Source organism: Marinifilum fragile, assembly GCF_963677365.1.
Classification (GTDB): Bacteria; Bacteroidota; Bacteroidia; order Bacteroidales; family Marinifilaceae; genus Marinifilum; species Marinifilum fragile.
Genome location: NZ_OY781962.1, coordinates 1,571,866 through 1,596,801, shown reverse-complemented (window position 1 = coordinate 1,596,801; position 24,936 = coordinate 1,571,866). Strand labels below are relative to the sequence as shown.

20 protein-coding genes are annotated in these 24,936 nt (G+C 34.9%); 11 read left to right on the top strand and 9 right to left on the bottom strand.

Going from position 1 to position 24,936, the window contains the following annotated elements; translation table 11 throughout:
• Positions 1-23: 23 nt before the first annotated feature.
• The 5 genes from ACKPCA_RS06240 to ACKPCA_RS06220 all read left to right on the top strand — a co-directional run bounded on the left by ACKPCA_RS06240 (position 24) and on the right by ACKPCA_RS06220 (position 7,015).
• Positions 24-848 (top strand): hypothetical protein, encoded by an 825-nt coding sequence (locus tag ACKPCA_RS06240; RefSeq protein ID WP_321281952.1) that lies wholly within the window; start codon positions 24-26, stop codon positions 846-848.
• A 115-nt stretch (positions 849-963) separates the two neighbouring features.
• Complete coding sequence (locus ACKPCA_RS06235; protein WP_321281950.1) at positions 964-2,094, top strand: sugar transferase; 1,131 nt, start codon at positions 964-966, stop codon at positions 2,092-2,094.
• Positions 2,095-2,186: 92 nt separating this feature from the next.
• Entirely contained in the window at positions 2,187-4,583 is a 2,397-nt protein-coding gene (locus ACKPCA_RS06230; protein ID WP_321281949.1) for a GumC family protein, read from the top strand.
• 211 nt (positions 4,584-4,794) lie between these two features.
• Positions 4,795-6,504, top strand: coding sequence for a histidinol-phosphatase HisJ family protein (locus ACKPCA_RS06225; protein ID WP_321281948.1), 1,710 nt, complete (start codon positions 4,795-4,797; stop codon positions 6,502-6,504).
• Between the two features lie 10 nt (positions 6,505-6,514).
• Positions 6,515-7,015: a hypothetical protein gene (locus ACKPCA_RS06220; protein WP_321281946.1), complete on the top strand. Its 501-nt coding sequence runs from the start codon at positions 6,515-6,517 to the stop codon at positions 7,013-7,015.
• On the opposite strand, the gene ACKPCA_RS06215 is transcribed toward ACKPCA_RS06220, so the two are convergent.
• Positions 7,007-7,303 carry a hypothetical protein gene (locus tag ACKPCA_RS06215; protein ID WP_054722051.1) on the bottom strand — a complete coding sequence of 99 codons (297 nt, stop codon included), beginning with the start codon at positions 7,301-7,303 and terminating at the stop codon, positions 7,007-7,009. The two genes, ACKPCA_RS06220 and ACKPCA_RS06215, sit on opposite strands and share 9 nt — an antisense overlap.
• Before the next feature lie 709 nt (positions 7,304-8,012).
• On the opposite strand from ACKPCA_RS06215, the gene hemA reads away from it, so the two are divergent.
• The 4 genes from hemA to hemE all read left to right on the top strand — a co-directional run bounded on the left by hemA (position 8,013) and on the right by hemE (position 12,402).
• Positions 8,013-9,266 carry a glutamyl-tRNA reductase gene (gene hemA / locus ACKPCA_RS06210; RefSeq protein ID WP_321281945.1) on the top strand — a complete coding sequence of 418 codons (1,254 nt, stop codon included), beginning with the start codon at positions 8,013-8,015 and terminating at the stop codon, positions 9,264-9,266.
• Between the two features lie 88 nt (positions 9,267-9,354).
• Positions 9,355-10,281, top strand: a complete 927-nt coding sequence (hemC, locus tag ACKPCA_RS06205; protein ID WP_321281944.1) for a hydroxymethylbilane synthase — start codon at positions 9,355-9,357, stop codon at positions 10,279-10,281.
• Positions 10,282-10,341: 60 nt separating this feature from the next.
• Positions 10,342-11,334 carry a porphobilinogen synthase gene (hemB, locus tag ACKPCA_RS06200; RefSeq protein ID WP_321281942.1) on the top strand — a complete coding sequence of 331 codons (993 nt, stop codon included), beginning with the start codon at positions 10,342-10,344 and terminating at the stop codon, positions 11,332-11,334.
• Between the two features lie 42 nt (positions 11,335-11,376).
• Positions 11,377-12,402 (top strand): uroporphyrinogen decarboxylase, encoded by a 1,026-nt coding sequence (hemE, locus tag ACKPCA_RS06195; protein WP_321281941.1) that lies wholly within the window; start codon positions 11,377-11,379, stop codon positions 12,400-12,402.
• Between the two features lie 85 nt (positions 12,403-12,487).
• Here hemE and ACKPCA_RS06190 read toward each other — a convergent pair whose 3' ends face one another.
• From ACKPCA_RS06190 to ACKPCA_RS06155, 8 genes are all read right to left on the bottom strand, one after another.
• Positions 12,488-13,732, bottom strand: coding sequence for a GAF domain-containing sensor histidine kinase (locus tag ACKPCA_RS06190; RefSeq protein ID WP_321281939.1), 1,245 nt, complete (start codon positions 13,730-13,732; stop codon positions 12,488-12,490).
• A 104-nt stretch (positions 13,733-13,836) separates the two neighbouring features.
• On the bottom strand, positions 13,837-14,667 hold the full coding sequence (locus tag ACKPCA_RS06185; protein WP_321281938.1) for a metallophosphoesterase family protein: 831 nt from the start codon (positions 14,665-14,667) through the stop codon (positions 13,837-13,839).
• Between the two features lie 574 nt (positions 14,668-15,241).
• Complete coding sequence (locus tag ACKPCA_RS06180; RefSeq protein ID WP_321281936.1) at positions 15,242-15,985, bottom strand: hypothetical protein; 744 nt, start codon at positions 15,983-15,985, stop codon at positions 15,242-15,244.
• A gap of 19 nt (positions 15,986-16,004) precedes the next feature.
• A complete protein-coding gene (locus ACKPCA_RS06175; RefSeq protein WP_321281935.1) occupies positions 16,005-16,670 on the bottom strand; it encodes a hypothetical protein in 666 nt (221 codons plus the stop codon).
• Positions 16,671-16,789: 119 nt separating this feature from the next.
• Positions 16,790-17,296 carry a hypothetical protein gene (locus ACKPCA_RS06170; RefSeq protein WP_321281934.1) on the bottom strand — a complete coding sequence of 169 codons (507 nt, stop codon included), beginning with the start codon at positions 17,294-17,296 and terminating at the stop codon, positions 16,790-16,792.
• 12 nt (positions 17,297-17,308) lie between these two features.
• Positions 17,309-18,250: a pyridoxal-phosphate dependent enzyme gene (locus ACKPCA_RS06165; protein WP_321281933.1), complete on the bottom strand. Its 942-nt coding sequence runs from the start codon at positions 18,248-18,250 to the stop codon at positions 17,309-17,311.
• Positions 18,251-18,367: 117 nt separating this feature from the next.
• On the bottom strand, positions 18,368-19,660 hold the full coding sequence (gene hemL, locus ACKPCA_RS06160; protein ID WP_321281931.1) for a glutamate-1-semialdehyde 2,1-aminomutase: 1,293 nt from the start codon (positions 19,658-19,660) through the stop codon (positions 18,368-18,370).
• A gap of 11 nt (positions 19,661-19,671) precedes the next feature.
• Positions 19,672-20,394: a uroporphyrinogen-III synthase gene (locus tag ACKPCA_RS06155; protein ID WP_321281930.1), complete on the bottom strand. Its 723-nt coding sequence runs from the start codon at positions 20,392-20,394 to the stop codon at positions 19,672-19,674.
• A gap of 301 nt (positions 20,395-20,695) precedes the next feature.
• On the opposite strand from ACKPCA_RS06155, the gene ACKPCA_RS06150 reads away from it, so the two are divergent.
• Together ACKPCA_RS06150 and ACKPCA_RS06145 are read left to right on the top strand one after the other, a co-directional pair.
• Positions 20,696-22,891: a RelA/SpoT family protein gene (locus ACKPCA_RS06150; protein WP_321281928.1), complete on the top strand. Its 2,196-nt coding sequence runs from the start codon at positions 20,696-20,698 to the stop codon at positions 22,889-22,891.
• A 180-nt stretch (positions 22,892-23,071) separates the two neighbouring features.
• Positions 23,072-24,883 (top strand): DNA polymerase III subunit gamma/tau, encoded by a 1,812-nt coding sequence (locus ACKPCA_RS06145; protein WP_321281927.1) that lies wholly within the window; start codon positions 23,072-23,074, stop codon positions 24,881-24,883.
• Positions 24,884-24,936 lie beyond the last annotated feature (53 nt).

The window sequence follows — 24,936 nt, the reverse complement described above, 5'->3', positions numbered from 1 at the left end:
TTAATTGTAAATGATTATTTGCTTTGCAATTCGACTTTACTATAGATACATACCTGAAACTACTTGCGAAATTTGAGGAAAAAGGTTATCAGTTTCAATCATTCTCTGATTATTTAAAAAGTCCTCAACAAAAAGTAGTAATTCTGCGGAATGATGTAGATAAATTGCCTGAAAATTCATTGAGATTTGCTCGTATTCAATCTAATCTGGGAATAAAAGGGAGCTATTATTTTAGATCGGTTAGGGAGAGTTGGGATGAAGGAATAATAAAGGAAATTTCGAATCTAGGACACGAAATAGGTTATCATTATGAGAATCTGGCCGTTGCTGCTAAACTTGCTCTATCGCATAATCATAAAAATAATTCGAGCGATATTCTGGATCTTGCATTATTAGATTTTAAAAAACAGTTGAACAGGTTAAGAGGTGTTGTTCCTGTAGAAACAATATGTATGCATGGAAGTCCAACCTCAATATACGACAGTAAAGACTTGTGGAAAAAATTTAATTATTCTGCTTTTGGAATTATAGGAGAACCATATTTTGATATTGACTTTAGTAGAGTATTTTATCTAACGGATACCGGTAGGTGTTGGAATGGATTCAATGTAAGTGTTAGAGATAAAATAAAAAAATATCAGAAAATATGGAATGCGAATGGAATGGTTTATAAATCCTCTTTTAGTATCATTAAAGCGCTCGATAATAACGAATTGCCAAATCAAATCATGATGACTTTCCACCCCCAAAGATGGAATGACTTAAACTATGCTTGGTGCAAGGAACTCATTTTTCAAACTCTTAAAAATCCTTTAAAGAAAGGGTTGATTCGTTTTCGAAAAATCTAAGATGTCCTTTTACAATAGCAAACATATTGCACTAATTGAATACTGTTTGTTTAATACTGGAATAGTGACTTTACCGTAAGTTTCAATTTCTAATTGACTCTAAATCCCGATTGTTATGAATGAAGAGTATAATATAGTAGATAAGTTTATTAAGACTGAAAGATATTTACAATCGAATAGAACATCTCGCAAGTTCACAATCTATCGTAATAACTATAGTGATCTTGCTAAGGAAATTGGAGACAATGGATTCAATTTTATTAGTAAATATTTTAATCGCTATAACTCAAGGCACATTATAATAAGTTCGAGGAATTTTGAAGATATAAGTAAGTTAACTGGGAAAAATTATAAATTATTGGCTAGCATAGAGCCAATTAATAACATGATAAGTATCAATGAGTTTTTTGGATCTATAAATTCTAAGCTAGAAGATGGAGGTATCTTTATTTGCCGTTTTAAGGATCAAGAGAAAGTAGAAGAAAAGATATTAAACTCATCTCCATTTCCTGTTAATCTGATTAGATATACTATCTATTTTATTTATAGAAGGGTTTTTCCAAAATTATCCATTACTCGCAAACTATATTTCTTTCTAACAAAAGGAAAAAACAGGTCGTTGCGTAGGTTAGAGATAATTGGACGCTTATTTGCCAGTGGATATGAACTGGAATCAGAATATAAATGCGGTGATTATACCTACTTACTTGCAAAAAAACGTAAGATGCCTGTTTTCGATAAATATTCGTCCTATGGTCTGTTGTTTAAAATGAGGCGCATAGGAAAAGGTGGAAAAGAAATATTTGTATACAAACTAAGAACAATGGTACCATTTTCAGAATATTTACAGGATTATTTTATCAAAAAGAATAGCTTGGCCAAGGGAGGGAAGATTTGTAATGATATCCGAGTTACTCCTCTTGGTAAAATTCTTCGAAAATTCTGGATTGATGAAATTCCTAACTTCATAAACCTTTTAAAAGGTGAAATGAAATTAGTAGGAGTTCGGCCTATTAGCAAGCAGTATTTATCTTTATACGATGAGGAACTTAGGAACCTTAGAAAATTAGTCCGCCCAGGAATTATTCCTCCTTTTTATGCAGATATGCCAGAAACAATTGATGAGATCCAACAATCCGAAAAGAGGTACATTAAAGAATATCTAAAGAAACCTTTATCTACCGACTTAAGATATCTGTATATGGCAATAAAGAATATTACAACCAAAAGAGTGCTCAGTAAATAAAATAGAGATTTTTTGAATAAAACTCCGTAAATTAAATAGTTAGATTGATATACCTCCTGTTATAAATAGAGTATTAACTAATAATAAAAATCATGTCGGACTCAGATAATTTTATAGAAAAAATGGTATTTGAGGAAAAGAATCGAATAATGGCATTTCGAAATGAACTTTTGTCAAAGTGGTATTGGTTTGCAATCTTTGTTATTCTAGGTGTGGTTATAGCTTATACTTATAGTTATTATTCGCCATCTAAGTTTGAAGCCCAGAGCACCATATTGGTACAAAATGAATCAAATAACCTGCATGGAAAAGATTTTTTTAATAGTGAAAGAAACTTCACTCTCAATAATATTCAGGATCATATTGGAGTCTTGAAATCAAAATTGTTAACTAATAGGGTAATACAAAATTTAAATTGGAGAAGTTCCTGGTCTCAAAAAATGTTGTTTTATGAAGTTGACCTTTATGGTAACGAGCCATTTACAGTAACTGAAAGATTAAACTCACTTAATCCCAAAGGTATTCCTATTTGTATTACAATGCTTTCCGAAGAAGAATTTCTCGTTAGGATAGATGAGAGTGAAACAAAAGATGCTATTCTGCAAAAAGGTAGGTTCGGAGAACCATTCGAAAATGAATATTTTGCGTTTACTCTTGACCTTAAGCCAAATTTGATTGTACCCAAAGGGGTGGAGTATTGTCTTGTTTTTAATGACTTAGAAAGCATTAGCTTGAAGCTGTTATCTTCTCTGGATGTATCACTACAAGATTTATCAGGTAATCTTATTGCAATAAAAATGAGGGGAGTCCATCCTGCAAGAGTCGTTGATTTTGTAAATGAATTAAGTAAAGTATATATCGAATATGAATTGACTGAAAAAAATAGAATCTCAAGCAACACAATAAGGTTTATTGATACACAATTACAAGATGTAACTGATTCATTAAACCAAACCGGACATCAGTTTAGTGATTTTCAATCGCAAAATAAGAGCCTGAATTTGGAACAGGAGTCTAAATTAATTAGTTCCGACTTGAAGAAGCTTGAGAATGAATATTCAATTGCAGAGAGGAAATTAAATTATTATAAAAGCTTAAATAAATATTTAAATAATAGTTCTCATTTTGAGAAAGTGGAACGCAACTTGCAAAATGAATTTGAAGGTGACAATGGAATTAAAACAATGATAGTGCCCTCGGTAGTTGATATAACCGATCCGATTTTAAATAATCTTGTCTTGAAATTAGCAGATTTAACTAGCAAAAGAGAAGTGTTATCTTATAGTGCAAAAGAAAACGAACCAAATATGCTGGTTTTGGAAAAGGAAATTAGGCATACGAAGCAAAGTTTGAAAGAAAACCTGGCAAATCTACTGATTAACTCTGAGAGAGATTTAAAAAGTATTGAAAAGCGCTTAAGTGATCAGAAAAAACTAATTGCGGGTTTACCCAAAATCGAAAAAAAGTTTATAAATATTAAAAGAAGGTATGATTTAAATAACGATTTATATAATTTTTTACTTAAAGCAAGAGCAGAAGCGGAGTTAACTATTGCATCTAACGTTTCTAATTCTCAAATTATAGATCAGGCTTCTTTATTATCAGTAAAAAAAGTAGGGCCAAACATACTTTTAAATATGCTGATCGGCTTGGTTCTTGGTGTATCATTACCATTCTTATTTTTCAAAACTTCCTATTTTTTTAATAATACTATAAGTAGTATTTACGAACTTGAAAAAGTAACAAAACTGCCAGTTTTAGGCTTTATAACCCACAATAAGCACAAAAAAGAAGTTTTGGTTGCAAAACGACCTCTTGCCGAAATAACAGAATCATTTAGAAGTCTGAGAACTGATATGGAAAATTTATTAGCTGATCATACACAAAAGATAATCTCAGTTCAATCTGTAATCTCAGGAGAAGGTAAGTCGTTTGTTAGTGTAAATCTTGCAGCAATCCTGGCTATGAATCACCGCAATGTAATACTTGTTGAAACGGATATGCGTAAACCTAAATTGAGCAAAATTTTTGGTGTTTGTGGTTCATCTGGAATGAGTAGTTATCTAGAAGATATGGAGAACTTTAAAGATATTATATACCCAACTCAAATTGATAATCTAAGTTTTATTCCTGCTGGTCCATTGCCAATTAATCCAGCCGAACTTATGACTAATGGTAGGTTTAGTAAATTTATAGAAACACTTAAAAGTCGTTACAATTACATTGTCTTGGATAATGCGCCGGTATCGGCCGTAACCGATGGATTACTTTCTGGTAAATATGCGGATATTAACCTATTTGTTTTAAGACATAGATACAGTAGAAAAGATCAGGTAGAATTTATAGATAAGCTGGTAGAAAAAGGCACTGTAAATAATGCAAAACTGCTGTTAAATGATTTTAAGTATACCAAATTTTCATTTGGCAGAAAATCATATGGTAAAGGTTATTATAGTGATGATATTCATATGCTTAAAAGGGTGATGTGATTGTGAGAAAATGAAAAATTAGGGGAATATTATTGCATGCATGTTTATAAAATCATATTTGGTTGACCGAAGTTATTGTAGTGGATACTTCAGTTTCGTCACCTTTCTTTATTGGGAAAGGTGTTTTTTTTTGTATTCCTTAGTGGTATTGATTTAATTTTCTGTTCAAATAATTAATTTTACTCAACGAATAACTACTAACCAATTTTTAATGTCAGAAAATAAAATAATACCTCCCAAATATTTTATTTGGGAAACTCATGGGATTCATGCAGGTACGGGAAACGATCATGTGAAACATGGTGTGGACGAGTTGGAGAAAATTACCGAAATGGCAATTGAGAAGGCTCACCCCAACATTTCATTTATTATTCATACCCCAAGGTTAACACGATTTCGATATGCCGCAGAGGAGCGTTTGGGCGTAAAATTTATACGAGGAGATAATGCTTATTTTCATTATCCTGAGAAAATAGACGCGCTTAAAGCAAAATATGGCAATCAAATTTCAATTCGGTATGGGATCGAATTGGAATGGTTGGGACCAAATTTAGGGATGCAGTGGAATCGATCCAAAATTTTTCAAGCACAGAATGCTGATTTTGTAATTGGCTCATTACACTTTTCCAAAGAAGGGATACCTTATGACGGATCACAGGAAGAGACAGATAAGCTCATAGAGATAAGAGGCGGAGTTGAGAATTATTGGTTGGGATATATTGAGGAGTTGATTGAGATGATAGATACAAGTTGGGAGATGATTCAAATCGTAGGTCATCTTGATTTGCCTAAGCTGTATGCGCCTATTCCAGAACCATTATTGGAGTTGGAAACTTCCGATCATATTCTCGCAAGAAGAATGCGTTTCCTTTTGGAGATGATTAGTGAATACAATTTGGCTCTTGATGTGAATCTGGCTGGTATCAATAAAGGTTGTGGAATTTATCCTGATATGTCCGTTCTAAAAAGGGCTAAACAATTGGATATTCCAATTGCATTGGGTACTGATACTCATACTACACAAAATTTGGGTAATCATTATCAAACTGGAATTGAATATGCATACAAGGCAGGGTACAAACATTACGTGAGTTTTTCCAAATCCATACCCGAGAAAAGACCATTGCGAAACTCAGGCTTTAAAGAGGAAAAATACAAGGTGATGAACCTGGGAATTGAGATGCTAAATTTAAGATTTGAAGATCGTAAACAAAGACGAATTCCTAAATTCTCTTTTGGTGGAGAATACCGAACTTTTCTCGAACATCATAAGAATGCCACCTCTTTGGGAGAGTTTGATGCTATTCGCATAAGAAAAGGTGAAAAATCGATTACAATTAGCAATTCCAGACCAGAAAATGGAAAGCAGAAAATAAACGGATTATTTTCTCATCATAAGGATAAGCCTGGTGTTCTTTCGATGATTTTTAATGCTTTGGCTTCTGAAGAAATCAATGTTGAAACTGCTTATCTAAATTCGAATAATGATGGAACTGCGACTGCATTTCTAACTTTATCAGGAAAGGAAAAATCAATTAATGAAGCAGTAGAATTTGTGAAAGGAACAGGAGGTGATGACTTTTTTGAAATTCATGTATGCGATAAGTTTGATATTCCGGAACTTCAAATAGAGAAGAATTACCTGCTTGAAGTGGATGGAGTTAATTTACCAATTGCTATCAGTAAACAGATGATCTTATCGATTCACAATAACTCTTCTGGTATTTTATTAATTTTATTATCGGCATTAGCATCTCGAAATATAAATGTGAAAGATTTAAAATTGGGACAAAGAGGTAATAAGGGATATGCAATTTTGGGAATAGATGGAAATTCTCAATTTGTGTCTGAAGTGCTGAAGAAATTAGGACCTCAGTTTTTTGAAACTACACATTTACAATTAACAAGCGAAGGAATTTAAGTATCATATTTTGGAAACAATAAGCGAGAAAAGAAATCAAATCTTACAAGAAATTATAGAATTCTATAAAATTCAACCAGGGGTAACTACTGAACTTCTTGAGAAACTTGAAGAGTATTTACTTTTGATGAACTCAATAACTATTGAGGCCTTAAATGATTTGAAAGAATTGTCATGTTACCAAGTAAATCTCACAGATGCAATTGATGTTTTAAATACCTTCATAAATTCTGTTGTAGAGGAAAGCGATAAAATATTTCCCAATGAAGATTTAGAAATATTACCATTGGATTATGCTGACGAGATTTCGCTTAATGAATTACAGATTCTGGAGTATCTTAACAATTTGAATCAATCAGATTTGAATCGGTTCAAATTACAGAATGCTTTGCAAGAGGTGGATGAAAAGTTGTATGAAGATGAGTTCCCAGAAATGATTATGAATATTATCGAAAAACTTATTCTGGCAATTAACTCAGATAGGATTGTTAAGGTAGAAGATTTAATGTAATTGTTTGATGTATTTAGATAAAGCTTGTTTGTTAAGTAGCTTTATGGTAAGTGGTTCATTTACTTCAAGCTCTTTGATCATTTCAAAGGATTGAGATTCGAGAAATTCAGTCACGTCATTCATGCTTCTCCACTCCGATAGAACTATTAATTCATTTTTCTTTCGTGACGTTTGATAAATCTTGCAAGACAATTCTCCACCGATTTTCCGATACTCCAAAAAACGATCGAAGGATTCTCTCCAGGAGTTAATATCTTTTGTTGGTTGTTTTAGTAGCAGATATACCATTACTTTTGTGACTAATTGCCTTAAAATTAGTTAAAATAATAAAGTGCCTAATAATAAATTGATTATAGTCATAAAAAATAGGATAATCTTATCTTTTTTTAGTTTGAAAGTAAAATTCAATTAAACTTTTAAGCTATTGATTGGCTCTTGGTATTTAAATGAATACTCTAACTGGTTAAGTTTATCTCAATTAATAATTCTAGAATTTTATTAATCTGTCAGGTATGCAATCTACAGTGTTACTCCGAGTTTGGATGAATGGAAACAATAAATATCTCTTTTCTATAATAATTTTAATTTTTCAAATGGTAGGAGTGGACTCTTTAATATGTTTTCCATTTTTCATGAAATTTTCAGTCAGAAGCAAAGTCAATCATCCGTATCCTAATTGCTTTATCTGTATTTTTGGAACGTTTTATTCATGTAAAATGATCTAAAAATATCGTTGCTTTTAATTAAATTTATTTTGAATGATTAAATATATTGGCAATGGTAAGATTATGAAAGAAACTTGAATTATTTTAGTATTAAAGATATTAAAATCCTTTTAGAGGTTTTATTGTTTTCATAATAATTAAAGTGGTCAATATCTATTCTATGTACTTACTGAAATTAGGAGGTTTTTTGAATAATTACCTTTATATTTGAATCGGCTTGTTACTTCTGCTTTGAAGGGGTTGTAACAAATTAGCAAACAAATTCCGTTTTTATGTCATTACAAATTCGAGAAAATCTACAAAAATTATTTGTTCTAGGAATTAGCTATAGAAAAACGGCTCTGGATGTTAGGGGGATGTTTTCTTTATCTTCAGAAGATCAGGAAAACTTGTTGAAAGAGGCGAAAGAGCAACAAATTGAAGGTATGGTAATCATATCTACTTGTAATCGTACCGAAATTTATGCGCACTCTTCAGAGGTCCAAATCATCACAGATCTGTTTTTAAAATACTGCAAAGGGAATAGAAATGATTTAAATTACAACGGATACACTCTATATGGAAATGAATGTATTCGTCATTTATATAAGGTAACAGCGGGTTTAGATTCGCAAATTATAGGCGATTTTCAGATTGTTGGACAGGTTAAAAATGCCTATCAGCAGTCAGAACAAATGGGAATGGTGAATTCATTTATGAATCGATTGTTTTCATTCGTATTTCAGGCAAGCAAGAAAATTAAGAACGAAACAGATATTAGCAAAGGTGCAGCTTCTGTTTCTCATGCAGCAGTTCAGTATATTAAAGATAAAGTTTCGACACTTGAAACTTGTAATTTCCTTCTTTACGGAACTGGTGATATTGGAAAAGATACTTGTGGGAACCTGTTGAAGCATATGAACAATCGTTCACTAACTTTGGTAAACAGAACCATTGAAAAAGCAGAGGCATTAGCTAATAGATATGATATTCAGCATCAACCAATCGAAAAATTAACTCAGGAAGTTGAAAAAGCAGAAGTCATAATTGTTGCAACTGGTGCTACAAAGCCAACTTTAACACTTGATCATTTTAAAGGGATAGAATCATGTAAGTTGGTTCTGGATCTTTCAGTGCCACGTAATGTTGATACAGCAATTGATAATTTGGAAAATGTTTTGGTTATAACTGTTGATGAGTTATCAAAACATATTTCAGAAGCCATTGATCAGCGTAAAGCATGCATTCCTGATGCAGAGAAAATCATTCAAGCTTCAATAGGCGAATTTTATGGTTGGTTAGAGGTAAAGTACCTTTCTCCAGTAATTGTAGCTTTGAAGGAAAATCTGCAAAATGTACAAAGAAAGGAACTCGATTACCATAAAAACAAACTGTCTGAAGATGAGTTGAAAAAGGTAGAACACATTACCAATAACATTGTGAATAAGATTGCCAGAGCATGTATCAATCACTTGAAAGATCATCACAAAAAGCAATCGAGTCCAATGGAAACACTAAATATGATTTTTAAAGATATGGATTCGTAAAGCTTTTATGAGCTTTCGATAAAAAGCTGTATAAACAAGTTTTATATGGCTTTTTTATTTCCAAATAACCTAAGAAATACAATCCTAAATGTCAGCTAAGAAGAAAATAAGAGTTGCAACTCGCCCAAGTTTGCTTGCTTATACTCAAACAATGCAAACTGTTGAATTGTTGCAGAAAGCCAATCCTGATGTTGAATTTGAAGTGATTAAGTTTAGCACACAAGGCGATAGAGTTTTGAATCGATCATTAACAGAATTTGGAAGTACAGGTCTGTTTGTAAAAGAATTGGAACATGCACTTCTTGAAGGTGAGGCTGATATTGCCGTGCATAGTTTGAAAGATGTTCCAAGCTTTCATCCTGATGGATTAAAATTGGTGGCTTTTCCTGAACGTGAAGATGTTCGAGATGTATTCCTAAGTAGAGATGGAAGCACAATTGACCAGATGCCAGAAGGATTTGTTTTGGGAACGGGAAGTCCCCGAAGAAGAGTTCAGTTGGCAGATTTAAGACCTGATACCAACTTTAAAGAGATTAGGGGGAATATCGATACCCGAATGCAAAAGTTAATAGATGGTGAGTATGACGCCATTATTCTTGCTGCTGCAGGTATGAATCGAATGGGTAAAGAATTCCAGGAGAAATTACTTTTAGATGTTGATCAGTGCATTCCAGCAATTGGCCAAGGTGCAATTACCATTGAATGTAGAGACAATGATGAGGAAACCATTGCTTTAGTGAAGAAGGTAAATCATGAACCTACCATGCATGCAGTTCTGGCTGAACGTGCTTTTATGGCAGAAATTGAAGGAGGTTGCAAGTTTCCATTGGCAGCACATGCTGTGGTAAGCGATGAAAACTTGACCATGATTGCTGTTGTTGGCGATTTAAAGACCAATCAATTTATTGTTGAGCAAATAGAAGTTGCTGTGGAAGATTCTGTTGAGGAGTCGACAAAATTGGCACAACAAATGAAAGATACCTGTAAGACAAAAGGAATAAATTTTTATCTTTAGGAGTCTTACAGTTAAACAAAAAATAATTTCAATAAATAAAAATTACAAAATACATACACTATGAGTTTACGTCCACTTTTTCCTGATACACGAATGAGAAGATTGCGTTACAGCAAAGTTGTTCGTGATATGGTTGCAGAAACTTCGCTTTCTGTTGATGATTTAATCATGCCTCTTTTTGTTTGTCCGGGAGAGAAGGTTAAGAATCCGATAAAAAGTATGCCAGGTAACGACCAGTTATCAGTGGATTTATTGGTTGAAAAATGTGGAGAATTATTGGAATCAGGTGTTAAATCTGTATTGTTGTTCGGTATTCCGGAAACGAAAGATGCGGATGGAACAGTAGCAACTCACGATCATGGTATTGTGCAGCAAGCCACCCGAGCAATCAAAGCAAAATATCCTGAAATGTACATCATTGCTGATATCTGTAATTGTGAATATACAACACATGGTCATTGTGGAACCATTGTAGATGGTGATGTAGACAATGATCAGACTTTAGTTACTCTAGCAGCTCAAGCTGTTTCATTGGCCGAAGCTGGTGTTGATATGGTAGCGCCAAGTGATATGATGGATGGTCGCATTGGATACATGAGAAAAGCTTTGGATGAAAATTGCTTCGAGAAAATTCCAATTATGGCTTACTCTGCAAAATATGCTTCAGGATTTTACGGACCATTTAGAGATGCTGCGGAAAGTGCTCCTCAATTTGGTGATCGTTCAACTTACCAAATGGACCCTAGAAACAGTGATGAAGCAATCCGCGAAGTTGAAATGGACATTGCAGAGGGAGCCGATATTGTAATGGTAAAACCAGCCTTAAGTTATTTGGACGTGATTTATCGTACAAAGCATGAATTTAATGTGCCAGTTGCAGCTTACAATGTAAGTGGAGAGTTTTCGATGGTAAAAGCAGCAGAAGCTAACGATTGGATTGATGGAAAACGTGTAATGATGGAAATCATGATGTCAATCAAAAGAGCTGGTGCAGATATTATTATTACTTACCACGCGCAGGACGTAGCGAATGTTTTAAATGGGAAAGCATAAGTTACCACAAGCTAGTTATGAATCACTAACGACTAATTTCACATGAGCCTATTTTTAGATACAATTAACGGAGTTAAAAGAGAAAGACCACCTATGTGGTTTATGCGTCAGGCGGGAAGAGTATTGCCATCGTACATGAAACTAAGAGAAACCTATGGTTTTAAAGAGATGATGGAAACTCCGAATTTGGCTGCTGATGTTACCATGTTGCCAATTCATGATTTGGGAGTTGATGCTGCAATTCTATTCTCCGACATTCTTGTGATTCCCGAAGCTTTGGGAATGGAGTTAAGTTTTGAAGGGAAAGGTCCAAGCTTTGCAAAGGCGTTAAAAGATGTTGCTGATCCTTTGAATTTCTTAACTGAAAAACCAGAAAAGCTTGATCATATTTATGCAGCAATTGACAGAATTCTTGAAATTAAGCCTAAGGATATTCCATTGATTGGTTTTTGTGGTGGTCCTTTAACTACGCTTTGTTACATGTATCAGGGGTTTAGTAGAAATCAAAATTTCCCTGATTTTGTTCCAGCGATTTATCGCGATAAAGAATTAATGAAGAAAGTGGTGGCAAAAATCACTGAAATGAGTATTCATTATGCATTAAAGCAGGTTGAACACGGTGTTCAGGCATTTCAATTGTTCGAAACTCACGCAGGCTTAATTCCTGTTGAGTTGTACAAAGAAGTATTCTTGCCATCGGTTAAAGCGATTCTGGGAGCAGTTCGTGAAAAAGGAGTGAAGACCATTTACTTGCCGAAAGGATTGGGAACAGGTATTAATATGGTGAATTACGACTTGTGTGATTGTGTTAGCGTTGATTGGCAAATGCCATTGCACGAAGTAAGAAGAATTGTGGGAGAGGAGATGATTCTACAAGGAAATTTCGATCCTAGAATACTGGAATCAACACCAGAAGCTATCGATCGTGAATTTGAGTATTACTTGAACTATGGAAGAAAAGATCACAAGTGGATTTTCAACCTTGGCCATGGTTTACTTCCATCAATTCCTGTTGAAAATGTGGAGTACTTGGTTAAGAAAGTAAAAGAATCTGATTGGATGAGATAAGCCAATTGAATTGAGGTGGTATTTATACTGCCCTACAAAGATAAGCAAAGGAGAAAGTTAGTAAGCTTTCTCCTTTTTGTATATCTTACCGGTTAGGCAAGGTAAAATAAAAGTTGGAACCTTTACCTACTTTCGATTTTAGCCATATTTTTCCACCAAGCAGTTCAACAAATGCTTTTGATATAGAAAGGCCTAAGCCTATACCACCATACAATTCGCTAATGGTTTCGTTGTTTTTTGTAAATCGATTAAAGATCTCATCTTGCATGTCTTCCGATATTCCAATTCCACTATCTTTTACGTAGAATTCATACACATCATTTTTAAGATTAACTCCAAATTCTATCGATCCTTTTTCGGTGAATTTGTATGCATTATTTAGCAGGTTTGTAATAATTTGATTCAGCTTGGTTTTATCTGTATAGATTTTGTGTTCACGAAGATTTTCTGGGATATGCTTGATTAAATTAATAGCATTGTCTTGGTACCTCTGTTTGTAGATATCCTCAAGATCTTGTAGGATAGTATCAAGGCAGGTGTATTCAATTTTAATTTGATGTTGTTCTGTTTCTATCTCTGAAACAGTTAAGATATCTGACACTATTGATAGCAATTGATCTGAGTTTTTTAGAATAACCGAAGAAAAATAATCTCTTTTCTCTTTCGTTAAATCAGGCATTGATAATAGTTCTGAAAATCCAACAACTGCATTCAAAGGAGTTCTAATTTCATGAGAAATATTTTGTAGGAAGGCCGATTTTAAACGATTGCCTTCTTCAGCCTTTTCTTTGGCTTTTTGCAAAGCGATGTTTTGTTTTCTTAGTTGATCTTGTTGTTCTTTTATGGTTTGAATCATTTGTGAGGATTTTATCTCAAATGAAGTTACCATAGCCAAGTCTAGTTCAATTACATCTTTAAATTGCTTTAGAGTTTTTTCATGAACAGAAGAAAAATAGTTTTCCTTGTTATCCAGAATGCAAATTGTGCCAAATGGTGATTTATCAGGATATAAAATCGGGTAACCAAGGTAGGCAATCATTCTCAATTCAATGTCAGGATTCTGATCCCAGTCTTTATCTTTTAATGCATTTGCAACCAATAATTTTTCATTCGACTTGATTACTGTTTCACAATACAAACCATGCCAGTCTTCTTTATCACCAGCTTTGTATGGATTGTTCTTCGAACAACTGGTAATAAACACTTCCATTTGCTGATTTTCAGCTTTCATGATTAAAGCAGCAGGTATAGAGAGAATTTCTGCCAACAAGTCGGCGATTCCTTGCCATTTGTCAAGCATCCATTTAGGCATTTCTTCTAACGCTTTCATCTTACTTTACTTTTATTTTATGCTCAATAAATTTAAGGAAATAATCTGTATGGTAAAAAGATTGTAAGAATCAATGTAAAACTTTTTCACATTGCATGTGTTTCTCAAATATCTATTGGTAGATTCCCATAAACAGTGTGTATAAGTTTTGTGATCATTCCATTGTTATTGATTTCTCCCACAACAGCATGTAAGTTGTTTTGATCTGAACCAACATTAATAGAAATCGTGTTGCCTATTTTTTCATACCACTTTCCTGTTATACTTGGAGATTCGTGAACATGGCCGTGCAGACTTAAGTCAGGCATTAGTTCTTGTATTTTGTTTCGTATGGCCTTGCTCCCAATATGTTTGTTTGCATAGCACAAATCCAGGTATTCACTAAAAGGAGGTGAATGTGTAATCAAAATCTTGCATTGCGCATGGATGTGCTGCAAGTCTTCCTCAATACTCTTTTTATTGTCGAAATAATTAGTTTTAATATACTTTCGTGTGCCTATTTTATTGGTGACATATGAATCAGGAATGGGAGTTTGCTTATCAGTTTTCAAATCCCGTAATTCGAAATCCTTTCTATGTAGGGGGCCAGGAGGAACAAAAGGGTATCCAGCAAGTATCATGTTATTTTCTAGAGGTATTCCATTGGAATGAATCTCGCGAATGCCATATTCATTCGGCAGTTTATTGATGGTATGAATGGCGCCTGGCCAATCGATATTACCGGGAATAAAAAGGGTTTTAATGGATATCTCTTTCAGAAAATCTTTTAGGTAAGAGTCAATAAAATTGATCTGATCCTTGAGCTGTCCCGTATGCGCAAACAGATCCCCACCAAGAAACAGGTAGTCAATATCTCCACTGCTATCAATTAACATCTTAAGTTCTTGATAAAGTGATGTATTGCCATGCAGATCAGATGTAAAAATAAACTTCATGATTTCTTGTTTTACGATTTAAAGGTATTGTATTTTGATCTTGAAGTCAATACACACATGGAGCGAACTTTCCCATACATCAGGCAAAGCAAGCACACTGTCAGGGAGGTTTTCCATAGCAGCAGTGAGTTCTTCCCAACTACTCGGCATTATCCCCCAACCAATCTTTGGTATCATATCCCCATAGTAATTACCTTGCGAATTACTAAAAAGCTTGTGCGAATCAGTATAGAGAGTATGCGAATCAATAAAATGACTATGCAAATCAGAATTATAGGTATAAAGATCGGTAGAGAGCTAGTGAAGATCATAAATAAATGCATAAAGATCGGATCTTGATACATATTTAAGTGATCCACATGTGGATTATAGTGATTCGCATAATCATATTGCTGATCTTTATAGTCCGATTACCGATTCGTACGACTGTATTTATGATCTTTGCTATCTTTTTGCTGATTCGCATGCTAAAGTTCATGTCTGGAAAACAGTTCCTTACGATTGGGAAGTTGTGAATCCTGTCTTGGAAACAGTCCCTCGAGGTTGGGACAAAGTTTCGCTCGTCTGGGAGATGCTACTCATGGGTTTGAACAGTCTTCCTTCTGGCATGCAGATTCTTTTTATTTAAATATTCGCTTTTGTAGCCTTTTAGGCGTTCAGGATCATTTCGAAAAGTATATTTGCCACCTTCCTTTAACTGGTTCATCAAGAGTTTAAGATAGGTATAGGCCTGATCGCGATAGTGCTTGGTTTCCCTTCCATCTATCTTAAAGTTATTCAATTGAGCTAATATGTCCGATGACTCCTCGCTAAGTTGTTGTGCTTGTTTCAGCTTGTTCATATCAAAACCAATTGCCTGCAGCAGATTTGAATTGAATTCTCCCAACATGGCCAATTTTCCTGTATCCATAACCAAATCGACTTGCTTTTTATTCCTGGCCATTTTATTTACTTTACTCAGCAGTTCAGGATGATTTCGAAAAGCAAACCGATAGGATGCGATCAGATCTTGTTTTAGACTTTCCGTTGCTATTGCAATTTTGTTCCACTGATCCTGAATGGCAGGCATCGATTTTTTGTCTTCAACCCAAGAGGTTTGAGCCTCGCGCAAAGCCGATATTCTTTCCTGTAGGTTATCCAGCTGGGCTTGTGTAATCCCAATCTTAGCCAGTTTTTCCAAATCTTTCACCATCCATCGCGCCAAATCTTCAGCTTCCTGCAAATACACATCTACCGGAATGGAAATGTGCAGAATCTCTTCTTTCTTGATATTGGAGATTTGTTCAGAAATATTCGGCTGGATGGAAATTGTATTCATGACATCTGGTGCTTTTAAATTAATAGGCTAGTATGTAATTGTCTTGTAAATTGATTGCTCCCATAAACTGTTTACCCTTTGAATATCCGTAGAAAGGACCTATTCTGTATTTGTGATATTCATCCTGCTGTTGATAACTCATCCAAATAAAATGATCTTTAAAATCCTTCAGAAAATCCTGATTGTAAGCTCCTAACTGAACGGTATATTTATAAGGGTATATTTGAGATTGAAGTTTGTTTTTTGTTCTTTTAGTTGTTTCGCGAACAATTGTGGTAGTAGGCAAGTCCATTTTGCCTATTATTTCACAAAACTTCAAAGCTTTTTCCTTTGATTTAAATTGTGCCAAAGGATGATTGTTTTCGTTTAGAAAAAACACTGTGAAATATAGAGTTGATGTTGCTACTTTTGGCTCCTTCTTTTTTACTGTGATTTTTGTAGCAGCCTGAACAGTTTGCTGTTTATTCAGCGAAAACTGTTTCTGTTCTTCATCCTGAAATCGAATATTGTAGTAAAATATCGAGAAGCCAATAAGTCCGGTAGCAAGTGCAATTCGATAAAAGTTAATAATTCTACTCTTAACTTTAAGATGTTTTGTTAATCTTGTAAACTCTTTATCTATTGCATCTTTCCTGAGGATTTCTTTCTCTTCTTCTGTAATGAAATCATTGTTGCTTAACTTCATTTGCTTATAGCGTATTGGTTGTAAAGATAGAATTGCAAGTTAAATGTTTTTATTGATAGACAAAATATAGGAGATGTTTTTTAAGTTAATCTTGTACAACTGACAGAATAAACAGGTCCTTATCTTAATGTCGTTAATAATTTTTTGGCCCTCGAGCAAAATCCTGCTGTTCCTTGTTCCATTTGTTCTTCCAAAATAAGGGCAAGTTCGTTTTTAATATCAGGTTCTCTGCTAGAGAAGTTGTAAAGAATCTGCATGGCATGAACTTTAACCGCAACTGCAGTTGTAACATTAATTAGTAGATCGAAACATCGGTTGATAAACTCACCCGAAATGTTCTTGGGAAGCGGTTCGTAACTAATTAATTTTAGGTACTGTCTCTGTTTACTTTCATCTTCCAGTTTAGGAATCAAAGCAATCATTTTGGGAATGTATGGACGAACCAAGTTGGGATCAATACCATAAACCTTATCCATTAACCACGTGGCACGCCAGGAATGCTTTTCATTACTGATACACCATTCCCACAATTGCCGAACATGTTTTGGATCTTTCGCAATACTTTGTGCCGCCAATTCAGCCTCCTTTTTTATGGGAAAAGGATCTAGCAATTTCTTTAGGTCCATGAATGATTATTCTTAAAAAGGCAATTTATCGAGCTGAACATTTCCACCCGAAATGATGATGCCGATTTTCTGATTTTGGTACTTTTCTTTCTCTTTGATTAGCGCAGCAAGAGCGACGGCACTAGATGGTTCTACAACAATCTTCATTCGCTCCCAAATCAATCTCATAGCCGAAACAATTTCCTCTTCTTCCACTCTTACAATATCTTTAACATGCTCTTTGATGATAGGGAAAGTTTTGTCGCCAAGAGAAGTCAATAAACCATCGGCAATAGTATTGGGATTGGTTTGAGGAACAATTTCCCCTTTTTGCAATGATTGCCAGGCATCATCAGCCCCCATAGGTTCACCGGCGATTACTTTTGTATTTGGCGAAAAATGATGAGCTGCCAAAGCCGTTCCTGCCAATAAACCACCACCTCCAACAGGAGCAAAAATACTATCCAAATCAGGGTAATCTTCAATTAGCTCCATTGCTGCAGTTCCTTGCCCTTGAATTACATGATAATCATTGTAAGGATGAAGAAAAATGGCTCCAGTTTTGTTTACCACATCGTTTAAAGTACTTTCTCTGGCTTGTAAATTGGCTTCACATTCTATGATTTCACCACCATAACCTCGGACTGCTGCTTTCTTAATTTTGGGTGCGTTTGATGGCATTACAACATAAGCTTTAATGCCATGTAATTTGGCTGCCAGTGCCAAGGCTTGCGCGAAATTACCGGATGAGTGGGTAGCTACACCAAATTCTTTTTCGGTTTTTGATAGTTGGAGAATGGCATTGCTGGCACCGCGCATTTTAAAAGCACCCATCTTCTGAAAGTTTTCACACTTAATGAAAAGTTCAGCTCCTACTATTTCGTTTATTAGTTGTGAGCTTAGAATAGGGGTTCGGTGTATGTAATCTTTTATTCTCTTGTGAGTTTCGAGTAGGTTCTGTTTGGTGATCATCATTTTGCCGGGGTGTTTGGTTAGTGAGTTTCTTCTTTGGATACTTTGTCTAGATTGAGATATCCATAAAGAATATGATTTATTGAGAGTCTCACTTCTTGTGAGGCTCTCAAATTGTTTTTATTTCATGGCTTCTAAAGACTCTTTAGCTGCCTGAATTGTTTTGTCTAACATTTCGTAAGTAAGAGAATTTGATAAGAAATAACTCTCGAATGATGAAGGAGGAAGGTAAATACCTCTTTTCAACATTTCGTGGAAGAACTGAGGGAATTTCTCATTGTTAGCGGTTGCTGCCGTATCGAAATCAACTACCTCAACATCGGTAAAGAAAACGCTAATCATCGATCCGCAACGGTTAATCTTGTAATCGAATCCCGATTCTGCAAATACTTTTTCCAAGCCTTTGTGCAGGTATTCAGTTTTTTCTTCCAGTTCAGTAAAATATTGTGGATTCTCGTTCAACTCTTTAAGAAGAGTGTAACCAGCAATCATGGCAATTGGATTACCTGATAGAGTTCCGGCTTGGTATACAGGTCCAAGAGGAGAAACAACTTTCATGATTTCATCAGGACCAGCATAAGCACCAACAGGCATACCACCACCAATTACTTTACCGAAAGTTACCAAATCAGCTTTAATACCTAGATACTCTTGAGCACCACCTTTTGCCAAACGGAAACCATTCATTACCTCGTCGAAGATCAATAGAATTCCTTCCTGATCACAAAGCTCACGCAAATCTTCCAAAAATCCTTTTTTAGGAAGAACACAACCCATGTTACCTGCAATTGGTTCAATAATAATAGCTGCAATTTCATCTTTATTTTCAGCAACCAATTGTCTTACATTTTCGATGTCGTTGTATTTTGCAGTCAGCGTGTCGTTGGCAGTTCCCGGAGTAACCCCTGGAGAGTTTGGTACACCAAATGTACTTGCACCACTACCTGCTTTAATCAGAAAAGAATCGGCATGACCGTGATAACATCCTTCGAACTTGATGAATTTGTTACGACCAGTATAACCTCTGGCAACACGAATGGCACTCATACATGCCTCAGTTCCCGAGTTTACCATTCTAACTTTATCGATGTTTGGAACCATTTCCACAATTAGTTTGGCAATATCAATTTCCAATTCAGTTGGAGCACCAAATGAGGTTGAATCCTCAACTTTCGCTTTAATTGCTTCAATCACCTTTGGGTAGGCATGACCTAAGATCATTGGTCCCCATGATGAGATATAATCGATATACTCATTTCCATCAGCATCAGTTAAAATGCTGCCTTTTGCCTTTTCGATAAAAACAGGAGTTCCTCCAACCGATTTAAAAGCCCTCACCGGAGAATTTACACCTCCAGGAATGTATTTGTTCGCTTCATCGAATAGTTCGGAACTTCTTTTGTATTGATACATAGTGTATGGTTTTAAGAATTTAAATATTCATTACAAATTTCAAGCATTGAATAGATGTTAGTTTTTTCCGACATGGCTACATTTTCGGTGTAATCTAACAGTTTAACAGCAGTGGTATTTCCAATGGCAATACATGGGATGTCTTCACTGAGTTGATATTTTGAGAAGAAACTCACAGCTGCACTTGGACTGCAAAAACAAACCGCATCAAACTGATCAAGTTTTAATTCCGGTTGAATCAAATGCGTAATATAACATTCAATTTCCTGATACTTGATTTCGTTTTCATTAAAAAAGTTGGTGATGGTTTTCCTGCGCATATTTCCGGAGAAATAGAAATATGAGATCCCCGAAGGTTCTTGCTCTAGTCTGTCTAACAAAGAAAGCGCATTGTGATGTTCGGGAACAATTACTTCAAAATTGTGTTCTAGGAGTTCTTCGGCAGTTTTTTCACCGACAGCGAAACATTTTCGACTTGAATAATTCGAAATATCAGGAATAGATTTTAGCAAACTCTTTACGGAATTTTTACTGGTAAATATCCAGGATGCATTCTCGTGTGTTTTTAGGTTTTCGATTGTTTCACTAGTTAAATCGCTTAACTCAATGTCAATGAAAGGATGATCTTCTAATGATAATCCCAGTTTTTTTCCGAACTCATAATGATTATCGGTAAGTTTTCGAGTGAAGAGTATGTGCTTTAATTTTCCAGTGTCCATTAGCTGTTTATTCATATGCTGAGCTAACAAATTTAAGAAATCCGAGCAGTTTTTTATACTCAATGAGCAATAAATTAACAACGAATTGATAATGAGTTGAGACCTGCCATTTCATTATTTTTTCGTAAATTCTTTAAGCATTTAAATACGTTAAAAAGTATTAATCTTCTTGTCTGTTTTTAATAGCTTTTATACTTTTATTGAGCTTTAAAAAAGCGATAGAAATAAAAATTTCATAAAATTATAGAAGCAGGACTTAAAAACATTTTTCGTTACGTGCCGATATGTGAAAATCTCTTGATTAAGTGAGACAATTATGACAGAATTAAATAGGGAAGAAGAAGAAAGAAGGCAAATATTATTAAGATACAAACGCTTACTTAAGACCTGTAAAAACATCGTTACCAGAGCGGATATCAAGCTGGTAAGAAAAGCATTTGATTTAAGTTTACAAGATCACGAAGGTGAGAGAAGAAGTAATGGCGATCCGGCTATATACCGATCATTGTCAGTAGCCCAAATAGTAGTTGAAGAGCTTGGGCTTGGACGTACATCTGTTATCTGTGCATTGCTATATGATCTTGTTCAAAAAGAACAAGTTGATATTGATGAGATAAAAGAGCTATTTGGAGAAAAGGTAACTCATATTATTACAGGACTGGTTAAGGTGACAAATATCTACAGTCAAAACCTGACTCAACATACCGAGAATTTTAGAAAACTGTTGCTTAGCTTTGCTGATGATGTTCGAGTAGTTCTAATCATTTTGGCGGATCGATTGTTCCATTTGCGAAATATGGAGCACAAATCAAAGGAAGAACAAACTTCCCTGGCAAAAGAGATTGAATTCTTATACATTCCATTGGCTCACCGTTTAGGCATGTACAATGTGAAGTCGGATATGGAAGATTTGGCTTTGCGTTATCTTCAGCCTGATATTTATTTCGAAATTGTTCAAAAACTAAAGGATTCGGAAGAGGAACGAGAAAAGTTTATTAACGATTTTGTGGATCCGATAAAAAAAGAACTTGATCAGTTAGGTGTAAAATATAAGGTAAAAGCCAGAACCAAGACCATTGCTTCCATTCTGCATAAGATGAAAAAGAAGCAGGTGGAGTTCGAAGAAGTATATGATATTTTTGCCATTCGTATTATTCTAAAAGCTTCTCCTAAGAAAGAAAAATCGGAATGTTGGAAAGTGTACTCGGCGGTTAGTGATTTGTACAGACCAAATCCTGAGCGTTTGCGAGATTGGATTACCATTCCAAAATCGAATGGTTATGAATCTTTACATACAACTGTATTAGGTCCTGATAAACGTTGGGTTGAAGTTCAGATTCGTACCAAACGAATGAATAAAATTGCTGAGCAAGGTTTCGCTGCTCACTGGAAATACAAAGGAGATAAAGGCGATGGTGGATTAGACAATTGGTTGCAGGATATTCGTGAGGTTTTGGAGAGTCAAGAAAGTGATTCAATTGACTTGATTGACAAATTTAAAGCCGACTTATACAACAAGGAGATATATGTATTTACGCCGAAAGGGGATTTAAAGCAATTGCCACTTGGAGCCACATTATTGGATTTTGCTTATTCCATTCACTCTGATTTAGGTGGAAAATGTATTGGGGGAACTGTAAACCAAAAAAATGTTTCCATTCGTCATGAGTTGAAAAATGGAGATCAGGTTGCCATTACAACTTCCAATACTCAAAAACCAAAGTCTGATTGGTTGAATTTTGTTATTACCACAAAGGCAAAGAACAAGATTCGCCAGTCGATGAAAGAGGAAATGCTCAAGGAGGCAGATTTGGGCAAGGAAACCTTGAAGCGTAGGATGAAGAATTGGAAGATTGAGTTCTGTGATGAGAATATCCGCAAACTGATGACAAAATATAAATATAAGCTTGCTGTAGATTTGTATTATGGTATTGCTACCGAGCTTCATGATTTGTCAGAAATAAAAGATATTCTAACCAGAGAGGAAATTGTACCAGAAAAGACTCCGGAAGAATTGCCTGATTACAAATCCAGAACCACTCAAACTTCGGGAGAGGATATTTTAATTGTAGATCAGAATATTGCAAATGTAGATTATACGCTTTCAAAATGTTGTAATCCAATTTTTGGGGATGATATTTTTGGCTTCATTACTATTGGAAAAGGCATTCGTATTCATAGGGTTGGCTGCTCTAATGCTAAAGAGATGATGAGCAGGTATCCTTATCGTGTGGTTAAAGCCAATTGGACAGAGAAAGGTGCGGCTTCATACCAAGCAGTTCTTCATATTACTGGTGATGATGAATTGGGTATGGTAACCAATATTTCAGAGGTGATTACGAAAGATTTGCGAGTTCAGATGCGATCCATTTCGGTTGAAACCAATGCAGGAAGCTTCGAAGGAAACCTTACTGTTGTTGTATCGAATATTGAACATTTGAATACTTTAATGGTAAAACTTCGTAGAATAAAGGGCGTACATCGAGTTTCGCGCTACGATACGGTGGCATAAGTAGAGAATATGCTTAAGATTAAAGAAAAAAAATCTATAAAGACTTCTAGTTTTAGAAGTCTTTTTTATTGAAGATAGAATCTAATTTATTGTGTTATCGAGGATAACAAAAAGTTCCCCCAAAAAGCTTAAAAAATCTTCTTCAATAAGTGATGTTTTATTGATATTGATTCTGTATATTTGAAATTCGAAAAAGAAAATCGACCATTTATTGGTCCTATTATATATATGGAAAATTTTATTGTTTCAGCTCGAAAATATCGTCCTTCAACCTTCTCAACTGTTGTGGGTCAGGAGTCTATTACCGTTACCTTAAAAAATGCGATCAAAAACAATCATTTGGCACATGCCTATTTGTTTTGCGGTCCAAGAGGAGTAGGTAAAACCTCTTGTGCGCGTATTTTTGCTAAAACCATAAATTGTTCAAATATCTCTTCTGATTTTGAAGCTTGTAACGTGTGTGAATCTTGTAAGGCCTTTAATGAGAACCGTTCATACAATATTCATGAATTGGATGCTGCTTCGAATAACTCAGTGGATGATATTCGTACCTTAATTGATCAGGTAAGAATACCTCCGCAAATCGGAAGTTATAGCATATATATTATTGATGAGGTTCACATGTTGTCGGCATCTGCATTTAATGCTTTCTTGAAAACATTGGAAGAACCACCGGCTCATGCAATTTTTGTATTGGCAACCACCGAAAAGCATAAGATCTTACCAACCATTTTATCGCGTTGTCAGATTTTCGATTTTAATCGTATTAAAGTGGAAGATGCAGTGAAGCATCTTAAGAATATTGCAGAGAAAGAATCTGTTAGTATTGACGAAGAAGCTTTAAATGTAATTGGTCAGAAAGCTGATGGAGCAATGCGTGACGCTCTTTCTATTTTCGATCAGATTGTAAGTTTTTCTGGCAAAGAAATCACTTTCGAAAATGTGATTCAGAATTTAAATGTACTGGATTACGATTATTATTTCCGTATTGTTGATGCAGCATTGGAAGGAAAGATTACTGATGTTTTGGTAATGCTTAATGAGATTTTTGAGAAAGGTTTCGATGGACATCATTTCATTGGAGGGCTAAGTGCTCACATTCGTGATGTGTTGGTTGGAAAAGATGAAGCTACCATACAATTATTAGAAGTGAGTGAGAGTGTGAAGCAGAAGTATGTCGATCAGTCAAAGAAATGCCCAGTCGATTTCTTGTATGAGGCTCTCATGATACTTAACCAATGCGATGTTGGATATAAATCCAGTCAGAATCCACGCTTATTAATCGAGCTTAGTTTAATTCAATTGTCCCAGATAATTGAATCAAAAAAAAAAGGAGCTAGTTTAAAAAAGAATTCCAGGAAATTATTGAGGATTGCTATTGATGGAAGAACTCTTACTGCTACACAAACTGTACAGAAAAGTGGGAGTAAGGTGTCAACCACTATACAGAACCATGGTAATCCTGTTAAAGCAGATTATAAGACAAGTGTTGATACCGGTGTAGCTAGAAATACATATACTTCTACGGTATCAATTAAGCAAGCACTAAGATCTGGTATTCAAAGACCTCAAACTGTAAGCAAACCTAAAGAGAACGGAGCGGAAGTCTCTGATGCAAAGGGTGCTTATATGAATGCCGAGTATAGTAATACTGGAGTTTTTGCGCAACTTAAGGAGTTTGCCAGAATCAAAAATAAGAGTGAAAGGATAAGGTTAGCATTAACTGTGAATCAACCTGAACTTGCTGATAATAAGATTGTTTTGAAGGTGAGTAATCCGCTTCAGGAAGACGATATCAATAGTGTATTGTTAGAATTACAAAATTATTTCAGAAGAATATATAACAACGATTCAATATCGGTGGAGACAATAAAGTCTACAACAACAAAAACCAAAAGGATGTTTACAGATACCGACAGATATAATTATTTGTGCAAGAAAAATCCCGCTTTGGCAGTGTTAAAACAAAAATTCTCCCTCGATTTTGAATAGAAAAGCATAAATAGGTTATATAGCATATGACATTTAGACTAAATAAGGCTCGT

Excerpts from the sequence above, each read along its gene's own strand:
- ACKPCA_RS06170 (WP_321281934.1), bottom strand. The coding sequence starts at position 17,296 with ATGGACCTAAAGAAATTGCTAGATCCTTTTCCCATAAAAAAGGAGGCT.
- ACKPCA_RS06225 (WP_321281948.1), top strand. The coding sequence starts at position 4,795 with ATGTCAGAAAATAAAATAATACCTCCCAAATATTTTATTTGGGAAACT.
- ACKPCA_RS06175 (WP_321281935.1), bottom strand. The coding sequence starts at position 16,670 with ATGAAGTTAAGCAACAATGATTTCATTACAGAAGAAGAGAAAGAAATC.
- ACKPCA_RS06185 (WP_321281938.1), bottom strand. The coding sequence starts at position 14,667 with ATGAAGTTTATTTTTACATCTGATCTGCATGGCAATACATCACTTTAT.
- hemA (WP_321281945.1), top strand. The coding sequence starts at position 8,013 with ATGTCATTACAAATTCGAGAAAATCTACAAAAATTATTTGTTCTAGGA.
- hemB (WP_321281942.1), top strand. The coding sequence starts at position 10,342 with ATGAGTTTACGTCCACTTTTTCCTGATACACGAATGAGAAGATTGCGT.
- ACKPCA_RS06150 (WP_321281928.1), top strand. The coding sequence starts at position 20,696 with ATGACAGAATTAAATAGGGAAGAAGAAGAAAGAAGGCAAATATTATTA.
- hemC (WP_321281944.1), top strand. The coding sequence starts at position 9,355 with ATGTCAGCTAAGAAGAAAATAAGAGTTGCAACTCGCCCAAGTTTGCTT.
- hemE (WP_321281941.1), top strand. The coding sequence starts at position 11,377 with ATGAGCCTATTTTTAGATACAATTAACGGAGTTAAAAGAGAAAGACCA.
- hemL (WP_321281931.1), bottom strand. The coding sequence starts at position 19,660 with ATGTATCAATACAAAAGAAGTTCCGAACTATTCGATGAAGCGAACAAA.
- ACKPCA_RS06190 (WP_321281939.1), bottom strand. The coding sequence starts at position 13,732 with ATGAAAGCGTTAGAAGAAATGCCTAAATGGATGCTTGACAAATGGCAA.
- ACKPCA_RS06165 (WP_321281933.1), bottom strand. The coding sequence starts at position 18,250 with ATGATGATCACCAAACAGAACCTACTCGAAACTCACAAGAGAATAAAA.
- ACKPCA_RS06180 (WP_321281936.1), bottom strand. The coding sequence starts at position 15,985 with ATGAATACAATTTCCATCCAGCCGAATATTTCTGAACAAATCTCCAAT.
- ACKPCA_RS06155 (WP_321281930.1), bottom strand. The coding sequence starts at position 20,394 with ATGAATAAACAGCTAATGGACACTGGAAAATTAAAGCACATACTCTTC.
- ACKPCA_RS06235 (WP_321281950.1), top strand. The coding sequence starts at position 964 with ATGAATGAAGAGTATAATATAGTAGATAAGTTTATTAAGACTGAAAGA.
- ACKPCA_RS06230 (WP_321281949.1), top strand. The coding sequence starts at position 2,187 with ATGTCGGACTCAGATAATTTTATAGAAAAAATGGTATTTGAGGAAAAG.
- ACKPCA_RS06215 (WP_054722051.1), bottom strand. The coding sequence starts at position 7,303 with ATGGTATATCTGCTACTAAAACAACCAACAAAAGATATTAACTCCTGG.